The organism is Streptomyces sp. NPDC017991 (assembly GCF_044328075.1).
Classification (GTDB): domain Bacteria; phylum Actinomycetota; class Actinomycetes; order Streptomycetales; family Streptomycetaceae; genus Streptomyces.
Map to the genome: position 1 here is coordinate 712,371 of NZ_JBIRGP010000003.1, position 14,461 is coordinate 726,831.

At 72.3% G+C, this 14,461-nt stretch carries 14 protein-coding genes; 11 read left to right on the forward strand and 3 right to left on the reverse strand.

Annotated elements, in window-relative coordinates; all coding sequences use genetic code 11:
• Positions 1-12: 12 nt before the first annotated feature.
• The gene (aroA, locus tag ACH4DZ_RS11665) at positions 13-1,329 is read right to left on the reverse strand and encodes a 3-phosphoshikimate 1-carboxyvinyltransferase (protein ID WP_398286836.1); all 1,317 of its coding nucleotides are present in this window, start codon (positions 1,327-1,329) and stop codon (positions 13-15) included.
• Positions 1,330-1,556: 227 nt separating this feature from the next.
• Positions 1,557-2,288 carry a M50 family metallopeptidase gene (locus tag ACH4DZ_RS11670; RefSeq protein ID WP_398286837.1) on the reverse strand — a complete coding sequence of 244 codons (732 nt, stop codon included), beginning with the start codon at positions 2,286-2,288 and terminating at the stop codon, positions 1,557-1,559.
• 356 nt (positions 2,289-2,644) lie between these two features.
• On the opposite strand from ACH4DZ_RS11670, the gene ACH4DZ_RS11675 reads away from it, so the two are divergent.
• The 4 genes from ACH4DZ_RS11675 to rsrA all read left to right on the forward strand — a co-directional run bounded on the left by ACH4DZ_RS11675 (position 2,645) and on the right by rsrA (position 5,484).
• Positions 2,645-3,460 (forward strand): SOS response-associated peptidase, encoded by an 816-nt coding sequence (locus tag ACH4DZ_RS11675; RefSeq protein ID WP_398286838.1) that lies wholly within the window; start codon positions 2,645-2,647, stop codon positions 3,458-3,460.
• 1 nt (position 3,461) lies between these two features.
• Complete coding sequence (locus ACH4DZ_RS11680) at positions 3,462-4,211, forward strand: alpha/beta family hydrolase (protein WP_398286839.1); 750 nt, start codon at positions 3,462-3,464, stop codon at positions 4,209-4,211.
• A gap of 278 nt (positions 4,212-4,489) precedes the next feature.
• Positions 4,490-5,170: an RNA polymerase sigma factor SigR gene (gene sigR / locus ACH4DZ_RS11685; protein WP_398286841.1), complete on the forward strand. Its 681-nt coding sequence runs from the start codon at positions 4,490-4,492 to the stop codon at positions 5,168-5,170.
• Positions 5,167-5,484 (forward strand): mycothiol system anti-sigma-R factor, encoded by a 318-nt coding sequence (gene rsrA / locus ACH4DZ_RS11690; protein WP_398286842.1) that lies wholly within the window; start codon positions 5,167-5,169, stop codon positions 5,482-5,484. Before sigR ends, rsrA begins: the two co-directional genes overlap by 4 nt.
• A gap of 235 nt (positions 5,485-5,719) precedes the next feature.
• Here rsrA and ACH4DZ_RS11695 read toward each other — a convergent pair whose 3' ends face one another.
• On the reverse strand, positions 5,720-6,085 hold the full coding sequence (locus tag ACH4DZ_RS11695; protein WP_398286843.1) for a hypothetical protein: 366 nt from the start codon (positions 6,083-6,085) through the stop codon (positions 5,720-5,722).
• 163 nt (positions 6,086-6,248) lie between these two features.
• Between ACH4DZ_RS11695 and ACH4DZ_RS11700 the strand changes: the two genes are divergently transcribed.
• From ACH4DZ_RS11700 to def, 7 genes are all read left to right on the forward strand, one after another.
• Positions 6,249-6,614 carry a hypothetical protein gene (locus ACH4DZ_RS11700; protein WP_398286844.1) on the forward strand — a complete coding sequence of 122 codons (366 nt, stop codon included), beginning with the start codon at positions 6,249-6,251 and terminating at the stop codon, positions 6,612-6,614.
• Positions 6,611-7,789, forward strand: a complete 1,179-nt coding sequence (locus ACH4DZ_RS11705; protein WP_398286845.1) for a DUF4388 domain-containing protein — start codon at positions 6,611-6,613, stop codon at positions 7,787-7,789. The genes ACH4DZ_RS11700 and ACH4DZ_RS11705 overlap by 4 nt, the downstream gene beginning before the upstream one ends.
• A gap of 1,026 nt (positions 7,790-8,815) precedes the next feature.
• Positions 8,816-9,205, forward strand: coding sequence for a roadblock/LC7 domain-containing protein (locus ACH4DZ_RS11710; RefSeq protein ID WP_107021406.1), 390 nt, complete (start codon positions 8,816-8,818; stop codon positions 9,203-9,205).
• A 266-nt stretch (positions 9,206-9,471) separates the two neighbouring features.
• A complete protein-coding gene (locus ACH4DZ_RS11715) occupies positions 9,472-10,875 on the forward strand; it encodes an HD-GYP domain-containing protein (RefSeq protein ID WP_398286846.1) in 1,404 nt (467 codons plus the stop codon).
• 185 nt (positions 10,876-11,060) lie between these two features.
• Entirely contained in the window at positions 11,061-12,314 is a 1,254-nt protein-coding gene (locus ACH4DZ_RS11720) for a metal-dependent phosphohydrolase (protein WP_398287079.1), read from the forward strand.
• Positions 12,315-12,431: 117 nt separating this feature from the next.
• On the forward strand, positions 12,432-13,439 hold the full coding sequence (locus ACH4DZ_RS11725; RefSeq protein ID WP_398286847.1) for a tetratricopeptide repeat protein: 1,008 nt from the start codon (positions 12,432-12,434) through the stop codon (positions 13,437-13,439).
• A gap of 161 nt (positions 13,440-13,600) precedes the next feature.
• Entirely contained in the window at positions 13,601-14,251 is a 651-nt protein-coding gene (gene def, locus ACH4DZ_RS11730) for a peptide deformylase (RefSeq protein WP_398286848.1), read from the forward strand.
• Positions 14,252-14,461: the final 210 nt, after the last annotated feature.

Genomic DNA, 14,461 nt, shown 5'->3' on the forward strand with positions numbered 1-14,461 from the left:
CCGGTCCGCCCGTCAGTTCCCGAGCATTCCGGTCCACAGAGCGGGAAAGTCCGGCAGGGTCTTCGCCGTCGTCGCCACGTTCTCGATCTGTACGCCCTCCACCGCGAGGCCGATGATCGCGCCCGCGGTCGCCATGCGGTGGTCGTCGTAGGTGTGGAAGACCCCGCCGTGCAGCGGGCGCGGGCGGATGTGGAGGCCGTCGGCGGTCTCGGTGACGTCACCGCCGAGTTCGTTGATCTCCTTGGTGAGCGCCGCCAGCCGGTCCGTCTCGTGCAGCCGCAGATGGGCCACGCCGCTGAGGGTGGAGGGCGAGTCGGCCAGGGCCGCGACCGCCGCGATGCCCGGGGTCAGCTCGCCGACCTCGCCGAGGTCCACGTCGATGCCGTGGATCGAGCCGGAACCGGTGAACTCAAGGCCCCGTTCGGTCAGTTCGCAGGAACCGCCCATCTCGGTGAAGATCTCGCGCAGCCTGTCGCCCGGCTGGGTGGTGCGGGCCGGCCAGTCGGGGATGACGACGGTGCCGCCGGTGACCAGCGCGGCGGCCAGGAACGGCTGGGCGTTCGACAGGTCCGGCTCGACCGTCAGGTCGCGGCCGAGGAGCGCGCCCGGCGTGACCCGCCAGACGTTCGGTTCGCCGCCCGACTCGGGAGTGTCCACCTGGGCGCCGATCGAGCGCAGCATGTCGACGGTCATCCGGATGTGCGGCATGGACGGCAGCGTCGAGCCGGTGTGCCGTACCTCCACGCCCTGGTTGAAGCGCGGGCCGGACAGCAGCAGCGCCGACACGAACTGCGAGGACGAGGACGCGTCGATCTCCACGGGGCCGCCCTCCAGCGCCCCGCCGCCCTGCACGGTCAGCGGCAGCGCGCCGCGGTTGTCGTCGTCGATACGGGCCCCGAGGGCGCGCAGGCCGTCGATCACGCCGTTCAGCGGTCGCTCGTACGAACGGGGGTCGCCGTCGAAGCGGATGGGGCCGTCGGCGAGCGCGGCGACCGGCGGCAGGAAGCGCATCACGGTGCCGGCGTTGCCCACGTCGACGGTGGTCGGGCCGTGCAGGCCCGAGGGGATGACACGCCATGCCTCGCCGGAACCGTCGGGGCCCACGCCCTCCTCGATCCCCACGCCCATCGCCCGCAGTGCACCGGCCATCAGGAGAGTGTCGCGGGAACGCAGCGGGCGGCGGAGCCAGCCGGGCTCGGCCGCGAGTGCCGCGAGGACGAGCGCGCGGTTGGTGACCGACTTGGACCCGGGCACGTGGACCGTCGCGTCGACGGCTCCGCTCGCGTGCGGGGCGGGCCAGAGGGCGGTGGGGGCGGGGTTAACGGGCATGCCCTCACTTTAAGGGTTCGCCCCTTGCGGAGATCTTGATCGAAAGCGGCGGGACCACTCCGTGGGGGTGTTGTGTGCGCGTGAGAGCTCGGAGGGCTGGTGTGGTCGGGCGGCTGCGGGGCGTGTGTGGCTTGTCGCGCCCACGCGGCAAAGCCGCATATCGATACGGCCCCGCGCCCCTCAGGAAGGGCTGCGCCCCATCCAGAGCCTCACACGCCTCACATGCCTCACACGCCTTGCAGGTCCAGCAGCCAGTTGGCGCCGGCCAGCAGCGAGCACAGGGACACCGAGTGGAACAGGAACAGCCACAGGCCCGCCGGTATGTGCGTCAGTCGTGACAGCTGGTCCGCGTCCGAGTCGCCCGCTCCGCCGCGCGAACGCTTGACCTGGAGTTCGAAGGCCGGACGGACTCCGCCGAGGAGCAGGAACCAGACGACGGCGTACGCGAACGCCGCCTGGACCTGGGGGCCGGTCAGCCAGGACACCGCCACGAACGTGCCGCCGGTGACGAGGACCGTGAGGGCGCCGTACGCGTTGCGGATCATCACCAGCACGGCCACGAGCAGCAGGGTCGCCAGCCAGAGCAGGGCGGTGATGTGACCGCCCGCCAGCAGCGCGGCGCCGCCCAGGCCGAGCAGCGGGGGAGCCGTGTAGCCCGAGGCCGCGGTGAGGATCATGCCGAGGCCGGTCGGCTTGCCGCGGCTGACGGTGAGACCGCTGGTGTCGGAGTGCAGCCGGATACCGCTGAGGCTGCGGCCCGTGAGCAGCGCGACCAGACCGTGGCCGCCCTCGTGGGCGATGGTGATGGCGTTGCGCGAGAACCGCCACACCGGGTGCGGCACGATCACGGCCAGCGCGGCGGCCATCGTGGCGACGACGACCCAGGTGTCGGGGTCGGGCTGGCTCCCGAAGACCTCGTCCCAGACGGTCGCCAGCGAGGTGGCTGCGGTGCTGTCCATTGGTGGCTCGGGCTCCCTTGGGACGCTGTCGACAGGGCTTTGCGCGTGGGCGAGGCAGTCTGACATGTATGAGCGGACGGTAGGTGAGACGCGGGAGGGGCGGGGATCGTTCCTGACGGCGAAGGTGCAGGTCGCTGCCGTAGCCACAGCCGTAATCACAGTGGTGGTCGCAGCTGCGATGACCGCGGTGAGGGCCCGAAATGGTCCGGGGTACCCGCTCTACCCTTGGCAGCTGTGCGCAGGCCCGGAGACATCTGTGAACCGCTCCGGACCGGGGCGGGGTCCCGGAAGCCGTCGGGACGGTGACTGCGACGATGTAGGTTCACGATTGCGTCAGGGCGGAGGGGTGGTTCCAGATGTGCGGACGGTACGCGGCCAGTCGTGGGCCCGAGGACCTCGCGGGAGTCTTCGAGATCGAGAAGTGGGAGCCGGAGGACGCTCTGGACCCCGATTTCAACGTGGCCCCGACCAAAGAGGTGTACGCGGTCCTGGACCGTCCCCTCAAGGGCACCGAGGACCCCGAGCCGGTCCGCCAGCTGCGCCGCCTGAAGTGGGGCCTGATCCCCTCCTGGTCGAAGACGCCCGAGGGCGGCGCCCGGATGATCAACGCCCGTGCCGAGACCGTCCACGAGAAGCCCTCGTTCCGGCGCTCCTTCACCTCCCGGCGCTGCGTCATCCCGGCCGACGGCTACTACGAGTGGGTGACCGGCACCGGCGAGCGCGACCTGGAGGTGGAGGGCAAGAAGAAGCGGCCCCGCAAGCAGCCGTACTTCGTGCTCCCCGCCGACGGCTCCGTCTTCGCGATGGCCGGGCTGTACGAGTTCTGGCGGGACGGGACGCTGCCCGACGACCACCCCCGCGCCTGGTGGGCGACGTGCTCCGTCATCACCACGGAGGCGGAGACCTCCCCGCTCGCGGTCGGTCCCGGGGAGGGACCGCGCTCCCTCGCCGACATCCACCCGCGCATGCCGCTCATGCTCACCCCGGACCGCTGGGACGCCTGGCTCGACCCCTCCCGTACGGACGTCGAGGACCTGCGCTCCCTGCTCGCGCCGCCGCCGGAGGGGCTGATGCGCGCGTATCCCGTCTCCACGGCGGTGAGCAACGTCCGCAACAACGGGCCGGAGCTGCTGAAGGAGCTGGAGGGGCCCGAGGAGGGCACACTCTTCTGACGTGACGCATGTGACGGAGATCATCGAGACGGTCCAGACGGTCCAGACGGTCGAGACGGACGCGGGCACGGCCCGGATCACCTGGCACCGGGCCGCGAAGGCCGGCAAAGCCGCGAGGGCCGCTAAAGCCGAGACGGCCGGTAAAGCCGCGAAGGCCGACAGAGCCGTGAAGGCGGCAGGGCTGGTGCTGGCCGTCAGCCATGGCGCCGGTGGCGGGATCGAGGCGCGCGACCTGCGCGCACTCGCCGCCGTACTCCCCGCGCACGGAGTGACCGTGGCCCTCGTCGAACAGCCCTGGCGGGTCGCGGGCAAGAAGCTCGCGCCCGCTCCGAAGACGCTGGACGTGGGCTGGCGGGACCTGTGGCCGGCGCTCGCCGCGCCGGGCCTCCCCGTCGTCGCGGGCGGCCGTAGCGCCGGCGCCCGTGTCGCCTGCCGCACGGCCACCGAGCTGGGCGCCCACGCCGTCCTCGCGCTCAGTTTTCCCCTGCACCCGCCGGGCAGGCCGGAGAGGTCCCGCGCCGGCGAACTGCTCGGCGCCGGGGTGCCCACACTCGTCGTCCAGGGCGGCAACGACCCGTTCGGACGCCCCGAGGAGTTCCCGGAACAGGCCCGGCCGGGCTCGTACGAGCTTGTCGAGGTGCCGTACGGCGATCACGGGTTCGCCGTGCCGAAGCGTGCCCCGGTCGGCCAGGAGCAGGCGTTGACGGTCATCACGGACGGCGTCCTGAAGTGGGTTTCGTCACTCGGGTGACCCCGGGAATGTTGCGCTCCGGACCACTGTTGTGCGGATCAGACAGCACGGAAGGTGTGCTGGGAGACGTCGTACGAGAGGAAGTCCGCCGCATGGGTTCGACCATCTGCCCGAGCCGTGGCAGCAGCACAGACCTGGAGTGGTCGGTGCTGCACGCGGCGAAGACCGCCCCTGTTCGGGTGGCGGGCGGACCGGATCGGCAAGCCGCCGCGACCGCCGGTCGTCTATTCTCCGATTCAGGTGGGACCGGTTTCGGCCCCGCCCAGACTCTGGAGGAGGTGGGTCCGGTCACAGGGACCGACGCAGGGACCGAAAACGGCCAGGCGGAGCAGCCCGAGGGCACGGGCAGCAGCGAGTCCACCGCCGAGCGCAATGTGCGCTTCGAGCGGGACGCGCTGGAGTTCCTCGACCAGATGTACTCGGCCGCGCTGCGCATGACGCGGAACCCGGCCGACGCCGAGGACCTGGTGCAGGAGACGTACGCCAAGGCGTACGCGTCCTTCCACCAGTTCCGTGAGGGCACCAACCTCAAGGCGTGGCTGTACAGGATCCTCACCAACACCTTCATCAACTCGTACCGCAAGAAGCAGCGCGAACCCCAGCGGTCCGCCGCCGAGGAGATCGAGGACTGGCAGCTGGCGCGTGCCGAGTCGCACATGTCGACCGGTCTGCGTTCCGCCGAGTCGCAGGCGCTCGACCACCTGCCCGACTCGGACGTCAAGTCGGCGCTGCAGGCGATCCCCGAGGAATTCCGTATCGCCGTCTATCTCGCGGACGTCGAGGGCTTTGCGTACAAGGAGATCGCGGACATCATGGGGACACCAATCGGTACGGTGATGTCCCGCCTGCACAGGGGCCGCCGTCAGTTGCGCGGCATGCTGGAGGACTACGCCAAGGACCGCGGCCTGGTCCCGGCGGGCGCCGGAGAGTCGGACGGAACGAAAGGCTCGGGCTCATGAGCTGCGGAGAGCCGCACGAGACGGACTGCAGTGAAGTACTCGATCATCTCTACGAGTTCCTCGACCACGAGATGCCCGATGCCGACTGCACCAAGTTCGAGGTGCACTTCGAGGAGTGCTCACCGTGCCTGGAGAAGTACGGACTTGAGCAGGCCGTGAAGAAGCTCGTCAAGCGGTGCTGCGGTCAGGACGACGTGCCGACCGATCTGCGGGCGAAGGTCATGGGCCGCATCGAGCTGATCCGCTCCGGGCAGGCGGTGCCCGAGCACGAGGTCACGACCGCGGACGCCCGCGGCGCCACCGCCGAGGGCTGAGAAGAACCTCGAAGCGCTGAAGCCCCGAAGCGCTGAAGCCCCGAAGCGCTGAAGCCCCGAAGCGCTGAAGCCCCGAAGCGCTGAAGCCCCGCAGCTCAGAAATCCCGCAGCTCAGAGATCCCGAGGCCTTGAGGGGCATCTGGTACCCGACGCCGGACCGGTTCAGCCGGTCCGGCTTCTGGGTTTCACGGGTGTTACTGGCGTTACGGGTGACCGCGGTGTGGCGGGCGTGGCGTCAGATCTCCAGTGCCGTTTCGATCCTCTTCAGGCTGTGCCGGGCCAGCGCCAGGTTGCTGCGGCCACGGTCGAGGGCGAGGTACAGGAAGAGCGTGCCGCCGCTGGCGGTGAGCGGGCGTATCAGGTGGTACTGCTTGCCCAGCGTGATCAGGATGTCCTCGATGGTGTCGTCCATGGCCAGCGAGGAGAGCGTCCGCATCTTCGCGCGCATCACCTCGGTGTTGCCCGCCGACGCGAGTTCCAGGTCGAGCGTCGGTCCGCCGCCGAGCGTGCCGAGCGCCATGCCGCTCTCGTAGTCGACGAGGGAGACGCCGATGGCACCTTCCACGGACATGGCTTCCTTGAGCGCGGTCTCGATGTTCATGCTGCTGCCCCAATTCCTCGGTGACGCTGTCCGGTCGTTGTCTGTACAACTACGATCGAACACAAGCGACTAGTGCGCCACAAAATACAAAATATGACGTCTGTTGCGTAAGTTGAAGCTCAAAGTAGTGTGCGACGTCAAGACGTGAAGGGGGAACGGGGTAATGACGACGGCCGTTGATGCCTCCCTGGTCCGGCTTCTCGACTCCCCCGGAGTCACCGGCGTCGCCCTGGTCGACGCGGTCACCGGCCTCACCTACGGGGTGGCCGGGAACGCGGACGAGGCGGGGGACGGCGCCGAGTGCGCCGAACTCGCGGCCCTCATCGCCGAACGACTGGGGCGGGCGGGCGCCGAGGGGGAGTTGGAGAGTGTGATCATGACCAGCACGCGGCGCCATCAGGTGCTGCTCGCCGTCGAGCGGCCGGTCGGCGACCCGCTGCTGCTGACCGCGGGGATGGACCGGGAACGGGCCAACCTGGCGCTCGCCACGCGGAGTCTGGCCGACCGGGCCGCCGAGGTGCTCGCATGACGACGGCCGAGGCGCGCAATCTGCCCGCGCTGCTGCAGGGGTTGCACGAAGAGGGTCACAGCGGCACCGTCCGGGTCTCCGGATCCCCAGGAGGAACGATTCACCTGAGGGGCGGACTGATCGCCGCGGTCGAGACCCCCGGCGCCCCGTCCACCACCTCGGTGCTGCTCACACCGGGCCGTATCGACGACGAGACCTGGCTGGCCGCCTGTGCGGCGGAGCCCGACACGGACCGGCTGGGCGGGTACCTGGTGTCCGCCGGCCTGATCGGCGCCGCCGAACTGGAGGTCGTGTGCACCGCGTCGGTGTTCGACGCGGCCTTCGCCATGGCGGTCGGCCCGCCCGGCGGCTGGACGCTGGACGGCCCGGAACCCGCGCTGCACGCGGGGCCCGGCGTGGAGCCGCGGCGGCTGACCGAGGAGACCACCCGGCGCATCGTGCGGCTCTCCGGCCCGTGGGGGGCGCCGGGTGAACTCGCCCGGATACGGCCCGCGGCGGTTCCGGACGCCGGTCTGCGCCGTGGTCTCTCGGACCGCCATCGCTCCGTACTGAGCACCGTCAACGGCCGCCGCACCGCCCGGGACATGGCCTTCACCCTCGGGCGCGGGCTGTACGCGATCATGCTGGACCTGACGCGTCTGGAGGCGCAGGGTCTCATCCGCTGGGAGACGGGCGGCCCGTCCGAGGGCCGGCCCAGCACGGCGCCGCGGGTGCTGCCCGGACGCGGCGCTCCGGACGTGCCGGCGTCGAGCCCTCCGTCGGCCGAGCCGGCCGCGAAGGCCGCGCCGCTGCCGAGGCGTACGCGGGGCGGTGGCTCATGGCCGGGGGAGACCCGGACGCGTGAGAGCCGGTCGCGCGACGGCCAGGCCCCTGAGACCCCAGCCCGTGAGGGCCAGGTCCCTGAGACCCCAGCCCGTGAGGGCCAGGTCCCTGAGACCCCGGCCCGCGAGGGCCAGGCGCATGAGGACCGGGCCCGTGAGGATGAGATCCGTGAGGGCCAGGCGCACGGGGCCCTCGTGCGGGATGGGCAGACGCGAGAGGCCCACCTGCTGGGTGGGCAGACGCGGGAGACTTTCGTGCCGGACGGACAGGCGCGGGAAAGCCCGCCGGGGCAGGCGCCCGCTGAGGGAAGCGACGCTTTGCCCGCGGGGACGACCGGGGGGCACGGGGGCTAGTGAGTTCAAGCAGACGTCGGGCGGCGAAGCGTCTTCGACGGGGGACGGGCGCCGAAGCCCGGCGCACCGCGAACCGTCGGACGCGGGGCCCGGACATCGTGCCGGGCCCGGACGGCGTACGGGCAGGTGACACGGAGCCGGCACGGGACACCGAGCAGGCCCGGGGCGCCGGACCGGGATCGGACACGGCATCGGTGTCGGATGCCGTATCGGGTTCGGACACCGCACCGGCGCCGGGCGGCGCACCGGGATCGGGTGCCGGGCCGGAGCGGGATGGCGTACCGGGACCGGACGCGGCATCGGTGCCGGGCGCCGTAGCGGGTTCGGACGCCGCACCGGCGCCGGATGGCGTACCGGGTTCAGGTGCCGGGCCGGAGCGGGATGGCGTGTCGCAATCGGACATGGCATCGGTGCCGGGCGGCGCACCGGGATCGGGTGCCGGGCCGGAGCGGGATGGCGTACCGGGACCGGACGCCGCACCGGCGCCGGGCGTCGTACCGGGGTCGGACACCCAGCCGGCACGGGACGGCGTACCAGGATCGGACGCGGCACCGACGCCGGGCGCCGTACCAGGACCGGATGCCGGGCCGGGGCCGGGCAGCGCGCCGGGAACGGATTCCTCGCCAGCGCCAGCGCCAGCGCCGGGGCCGGACGCCGAAGCCGGAGCGGACGGTGGGGCAGTTCCCGGTGTCGGGAGGCCGTGTGCGGACGCCGGGGCCCGGGGCGGGGCGGCGGCGCCTGGTCCGGGGGACGTTCGTGGCGCGGGAGCGGAGCCGGGCCGGGGGGCGGACAGCCCGCCGTCGGCGTCCGCGCACCGACCGCCGCCGTTGCCGGTGCGGGGTGCCGACCCGTCCCCCTCCGCGCCGCCGTTCGCCATGCCCCCGCTGTCGCCCGAGCAGCTGGCCGCCGACCAGCCCTCTCTCGACATGCTGCGCCGGGTCCGCCGGGGCCTGGGCGCACTTCCGGAAGCCGACTGACACCGCTCCGACGGCACCACGACCACCCATGCACGCAGCAAGGAGCGCCATGAGCGACACGTCGCAGCCCAATCCCCTCACCGAGATCCTGACCTCTCTGCGCGACCGGGTGATGGGGGTCTCCGAAAGTGTCCTGTCCACGGCGGACGGACTGCTCGTGGTCGCCGACACGGACTCCTCCCACGCCGAGTCCGTCGCCGCGCTCGCCGCCGCGACCCTCGGTGTGGCCCGCCGGATGGCCGACCAGACGGGCGTCGGCGCGCTGCGCGAGGTCGTGGCGAGGTGCGGCTCGGGGCACGTCATCGTGATGGCCGTGGGCGACCGCGCCCTGCTGACCGTGATGGGGGACGACGGCCTCGACCTCGCCGCGCTCCAGCGGGAGTCGCCCGCCACGGTGGAGCAGCTGACCCAGGCGCTCGCGGCCGACGTGGCGCGCTGAACCGCCGGCCCGGAGAACGATCCGGGCGCCTACGAACTCGTACAGGCGTCCGGTCCTGGCTGGACGCGAGGCCTCGTACGAATACGCGGCTCACTCGAACGGGCGAATCTGCTCCCTCGGCCCGGTGAATCGGCCCATGCCTCCCCCGAGCCCCACCCGACCGCCCTATCGTCCATGTCCCGAGGGCTGTGCTGAGCCTGCACGGGCCTGTGCCGGATCTGTACGGGGCTTGTGCGAGGTGGTTCGTGCGGGAGGGGAGCTGCGCCATGCGGTCGGTCCCGCCGTGGGCGCGTGTCTACGTCGTCTGCACCGCGCTCGCCGCGGCGTTCTGTGCCGTGCCGGTTCCGGACACCCGCGCCCCCTGGCCGGCGGTGGCGCTGTTCGCGGTGCTCTGCGCGGCATGCGAACTACTCGCCGCGAGCCGCTTCGCGGGCGACGGGGGGCCCGAGGGCGCGGGCGCGTCCCGGGAGGCCGGCGAGGCCGGGGCGTCCCTCAGATGGCATACGCCGGTGATGCTCGCCGCCGCCTTCCTGCTGCCGCCGCCCGCCGCCGCGCTCGTGCCGTTGCCGGGGGCGCTGCTGGCCCGGGTCGAGCGGCGACCGCGGTGGCTGCGCCGGGTGTGGCGGGCCGCGCAGCTCGCGCTCAGCACCTGGGCGGCCTCGAAGGTCCACTGGTCGCTGGGCGGCCGGGACGCGGTCGTCATGTCCGACTTCCCCTACGCCCTGGTGGCCGCCGGCGCGGCCGTGGTGGCGTTCTGCCTGGTACTGACCGTGCTGGACGGAGGGATCCTGGCGCTCGCCGAACGGGTGCCGGTACGGGCCGCCTGGCGCGGGCTGTTCCTGCGCTCGCTCGCGCCCGTCGCCGTGCACGGGCTCGCCGGGCTGATGATGGCGGTGCTCTGGCGCAGCCCGTACGGGCCGGCCGCCGCGCTGCTCGTGCTGTTGCCGATGTACGTGTCGTGGTGGGTGTTCGCCCAGTACCACCGGGAGCGGGCCGCCCACCGGGCCACCATCCGGGCGCTCGTGCAGGCCGTCGACATCAAGGACGGCTACACCCGCGGGCACAGTGAACGGGTCGGGCACGCGTCGATGATGATCGCCCGTGAACTGGGCATGGACGACGAACGCGCCGAGGTGCTCAGGTTCGCGGGCATCCTGCACGACGTGGGCAAACTCGGGGTCCCCACCCGGCTGCTGCGCAAGGACGGGCCGCTGACGCCCGAGGAACGCCGGGTGATCGAGCTGCATCCCGAGTACGGGCACGAGATGGTCCGCGGGATCGGGTTCCTCGGGGAGGCCAGGTCGGCGATCCTGCACCACCACGAACGGCTGGACGGGAGCGGCTATCCGTACGGGCTGAAGGGGGGCCAGATCCCGGAGTTCGCCCGGGTGGTGGCGGTGGCGGACGCGTTCGACGCGATGACGTCGACCCGCTCGTACCGGCGGGCGCGGCCGGTCCCGGTGGCTCTGGAGGAACTGGAGCGATGCGCCGGGGCCCAGTTCGATCCGCGGATGGTGGAGGCCTTCGTACGGGCGCTGGTCCGGCAGGGATGGCATCCCGCGGTGACGGCGGACGAGACACCGCCGCACACCGGGCCCCACCCACCGGCTCCCCGCGCGCCCACGAACCTGGACCCCCACCGCGGAGCCGTCGGCGGGCCCGGCCCATGAACACGACGAACAACGGCCCGTCCCCGTCGGCCCACGGCGAGACCGGCGGATTCGCCTCGGCCGGCGGCAGCACCGGGCCCTCCCTCTCGCCCGGCGGCGACGGCCCGTCCCCCTCGCCCGGCGGCGGCGGTACCGGGCCGCTTCCGTCAGTCGGCCGCGACGACGTCTTGCCGGTGGTCGTCGACGTGGACACCCCTCGGGCCCCGCTCGCCCTCACGGCAGTGCGGGCCGTCGCCGCGCTGGTCGCCGTGGTCGCTCTCGCCGTCACGCTCCGGGGCGGGATCGACGAGCGGGGGGCCGCTCTTGCCTTCGCCGTGCTCATCTGCGTGGGAGAACTCGCCCGGTGGAGCGGAGCCGAGGAACGTGAGTCGGCGCCGCTGGCCGCCGCCGGGGCCCTCGCCTACGCGCTGCTCGGCGAGAACGCCGGTCACCCCACCCACGACGGGGTCCCGCAGATCGTCGCCGTGGTCACGGCCGCCTCCCTGCTGGGCTGTGTGCCGCACGTGGCGAAGGGCCGCGGGCCCACCGCGGACCATCTCACCCGGCGCGTCCTGACCGTCGGCTTCGCCGCGGTGTGCTTCCAACCCCTCTACAACCAGGGCAGGCCGGCGGAGTGGGCCGAGACCGGACCCGCGTACGCCGTGCTCGTCGTCGCGCTGCTCCTGCTGACCACGCTGTGGGACGCCGTGCTCGCCGCGGCCATGGCGCGCGCACGGACCCGGTGGCCCTTCGGACCGCTGCTGCGGGACGAGCTGCGCGGCACGCTCGGCATCGGGTCGGCGGTCTGCGCGACCGGGGCCGTGATGGCGCTCGCGGTCGCCGTCGCGGGTCTGTGGGCGCTGCTTGTCTTCTCCCTGCCGTTGCTGCTCACCCAGCTGTCCTTCCGGCGGTACGCGGCCGTACGGACCACCTACCGCCAGACCATCGCCTCCCTCGCCCGGGCCACCGAGATAGCCGGCTACACCCCGGCGGGGCACGCCCGGCGCGTGGCGGCGCTCAGCCGGGCCGTCGGGCGCGAGCTGGGCCTCTCCGGACCCGAGCTGACGGTCCTGGAGTACGCGGCCCTGATGCACGACATCGGCCAGCTCTCGCTCGTCGACCCCGTACCCGCCGGTGCCACGGCCGCCCTGGCCCCCGCCGAACAGCGGCGCATCGCCCTGCTCGGCGGTGCCGTGGTGCGCCAGACGGGGGTGGCCGCCGCGGTCGCCGTCGTGGTGGAACGGCAGGCGGACCCGTACCGGGAACAACCGGTCAGCGCGTCGATCGTGAGGGCCGTGAACGCGTACGAGGAGATAGCCCGGGAAGCGGGCCCCGGTGGGCCGCTCAAGGCGCTGGAGCAGCTGCGGCTGGGCACCGCGCGCGACTACCGGCCCGAGGTCGTCGAGTCGCTGGCCAGGGTGCTGGCGAGAGACGGTCTTACCTTGCCTCTGGTTGGGTAACCCATGGGTAATGAGCGCCCTTCCGACGGTCCGTGGTTGGATGCGAGGAAGAGGACATCAGGGGGCACAGTCCAGCCCGAGGCTGCACGCTCTTCAACGAACTGGCAGGCGGGAATCGTGAGGATCTTCGGCAAGGGACGGCACCGGCCCTCCGCCTCATGGCGGCAGGCCACCGACCGTGCGTTCACCCTCATCGGCGACGGCCGGTACGAGGACGCGGGGGCGCTGCTGACACGTGCGGCGGACCTGGAACCCTGGCTTTCCGAGTCCTGGTTCAACCTCGCGCTGCTGCACAAGTTCCGGCACGACTGGGAACAGGCGCGAGCGGCCGGTCTGCGCGCCGTGGCGCTGCTCGACCGGGAGACCGGGGCCCCCGATTGGTGGAACGTCGGCATCGCGGCGACCGCCCTGCAGGACTGGCCGCTGGCCCGGCGGGCCTGGCAGGCGTACGGCCTGCGGGTGCCCGGCGGTGCCTCGCGGCCCAAGCCCGGCGCGGGCGCCGGCGCCTCCGGCGAACCGGTGGGCATGGACCTCGGCAGCGCGGCCGTGCGGCTGTCGCCGGAAGGCGAGGCCGAGGTCGTGTGGGGGCGGCGGCTGGACCCCGCCCGTATCGAGGTCCTCTCCATCCCGCTGCCGTCCTCCGGGCGGCGCTGGGGCGAGGTCGTCCTGCACGACGGAGTACCCCACGGGGAGCGGACGACCGCCGCGGGGCACGCGTATCCCGTCTTCGACGAGATCGAGCTGTGGGCACCCTCGCCGGTGCCCACCTGGGTCGTGCTCCTTGAGGCGGAGACCGAGGACGACCGGGACGCCCTGGAGCGGCTCGCGGCCGACGCGGGGTTCGCGGCGGAGGACTGGTCGTCGTCCGTGCGGCTGCTGTGCCGGATGTGCTCCGAGTCGCGGATGCCGTCCGACGAGGGGGACGGGGAGCATCTCGATCCGCACGATCACAGTGAGCCGGGGCATCCCGGGCCGCTCGGTCACCGGACCGACGGACAGTTGTGGGTGCCCGAGCGTGAGTGCGGGCTCGCGGCGCCGGCCTCGCTGGTGCGGGGGCTGCTGGACGGGTGGGTCGCCGACAGTCCTGACTCCCGGGACTGGCGTGATCTCGAAGAGGTCTGTTAACCGGCGGGCGCGGTTGCGCGGTCGCGGGGCTGCGGGGGTCGTTCTTCGGGTGCGGGTCCGCCGTGGCTGGTCGCGCAGTTCCCCGCGCCCCCAGGGGACGCGGTGCCCCCGTACCCTGTATCAGCATCAACCCCGTTTTCCGAGGAAGGCTTACGTCGGTCATGGCGCAGCAGGACACTGAGCAGCAGCACTCCGGAGTGCTCCCCGTGGACGACGAGGGCTTCGTCATCGACACCGAGAACCCGCAGGAGCGCGAGGCGGCCTACCGCGGGCGCGGGACCTCCCGGCCCATCACGGTCGTCGGGAACCCGGTGCTGCACAAGGAGTGCAGGGACGTCACGGACTTCGGGGACGACCTCGCCCGGCTGGTCGACGACATGTTCGCCAGCCAGCACACCGCCGAGGGTGTGGGCCTGGCCGCGAACCAGGTCGGTGTCGACCTCAAGGTCTTCGTCTACGACTGCCCGGACGACGAGGGCAAGCGGCACACGGGTGTGATCTGCAACCCCGTGCTCGTCGAGCTGCCCGCCGAGCGGCGCCAGCTGGACGAGAGCAACGAGGGCTGCCTGTCGGTGCCGACCGCGTACGCGCCGCTGGCCCGTCCCGACTACGCCGAGGTCACCGGGCAGGACGAGAAGGGCAACCCGATCAAGGTGCGCGGCACGGGCTACTTCGCACGCTGCCTCCAGCACGAGACGGACCACCTGTACGGGTACCTCTACATCGACCGGCTCTCCAAGCGCGAGCGCAAGGACGCGCTGCGGCAGATGGCCGAGAACGAACCGCGCTACCCCGTCGTCGCGAACGACTGAGAACGTCCGCGACAACCTCTGCGAACGTCTGGGACGGAGAACGGCAACCGGGGCGTGAGCGTCCCGCCCCCACGGCGCCTGGTCGGATTCCCTTCCGACCAGGCGCCGTTCGTCTGTGCGTTGCACGTTCGATCCCTTGTGCGCCTGTAGTGATCCATATTCAGTCACACATAGGGAGATTCTCGGCACCGTGGGGTAGTGAGCGAAGCA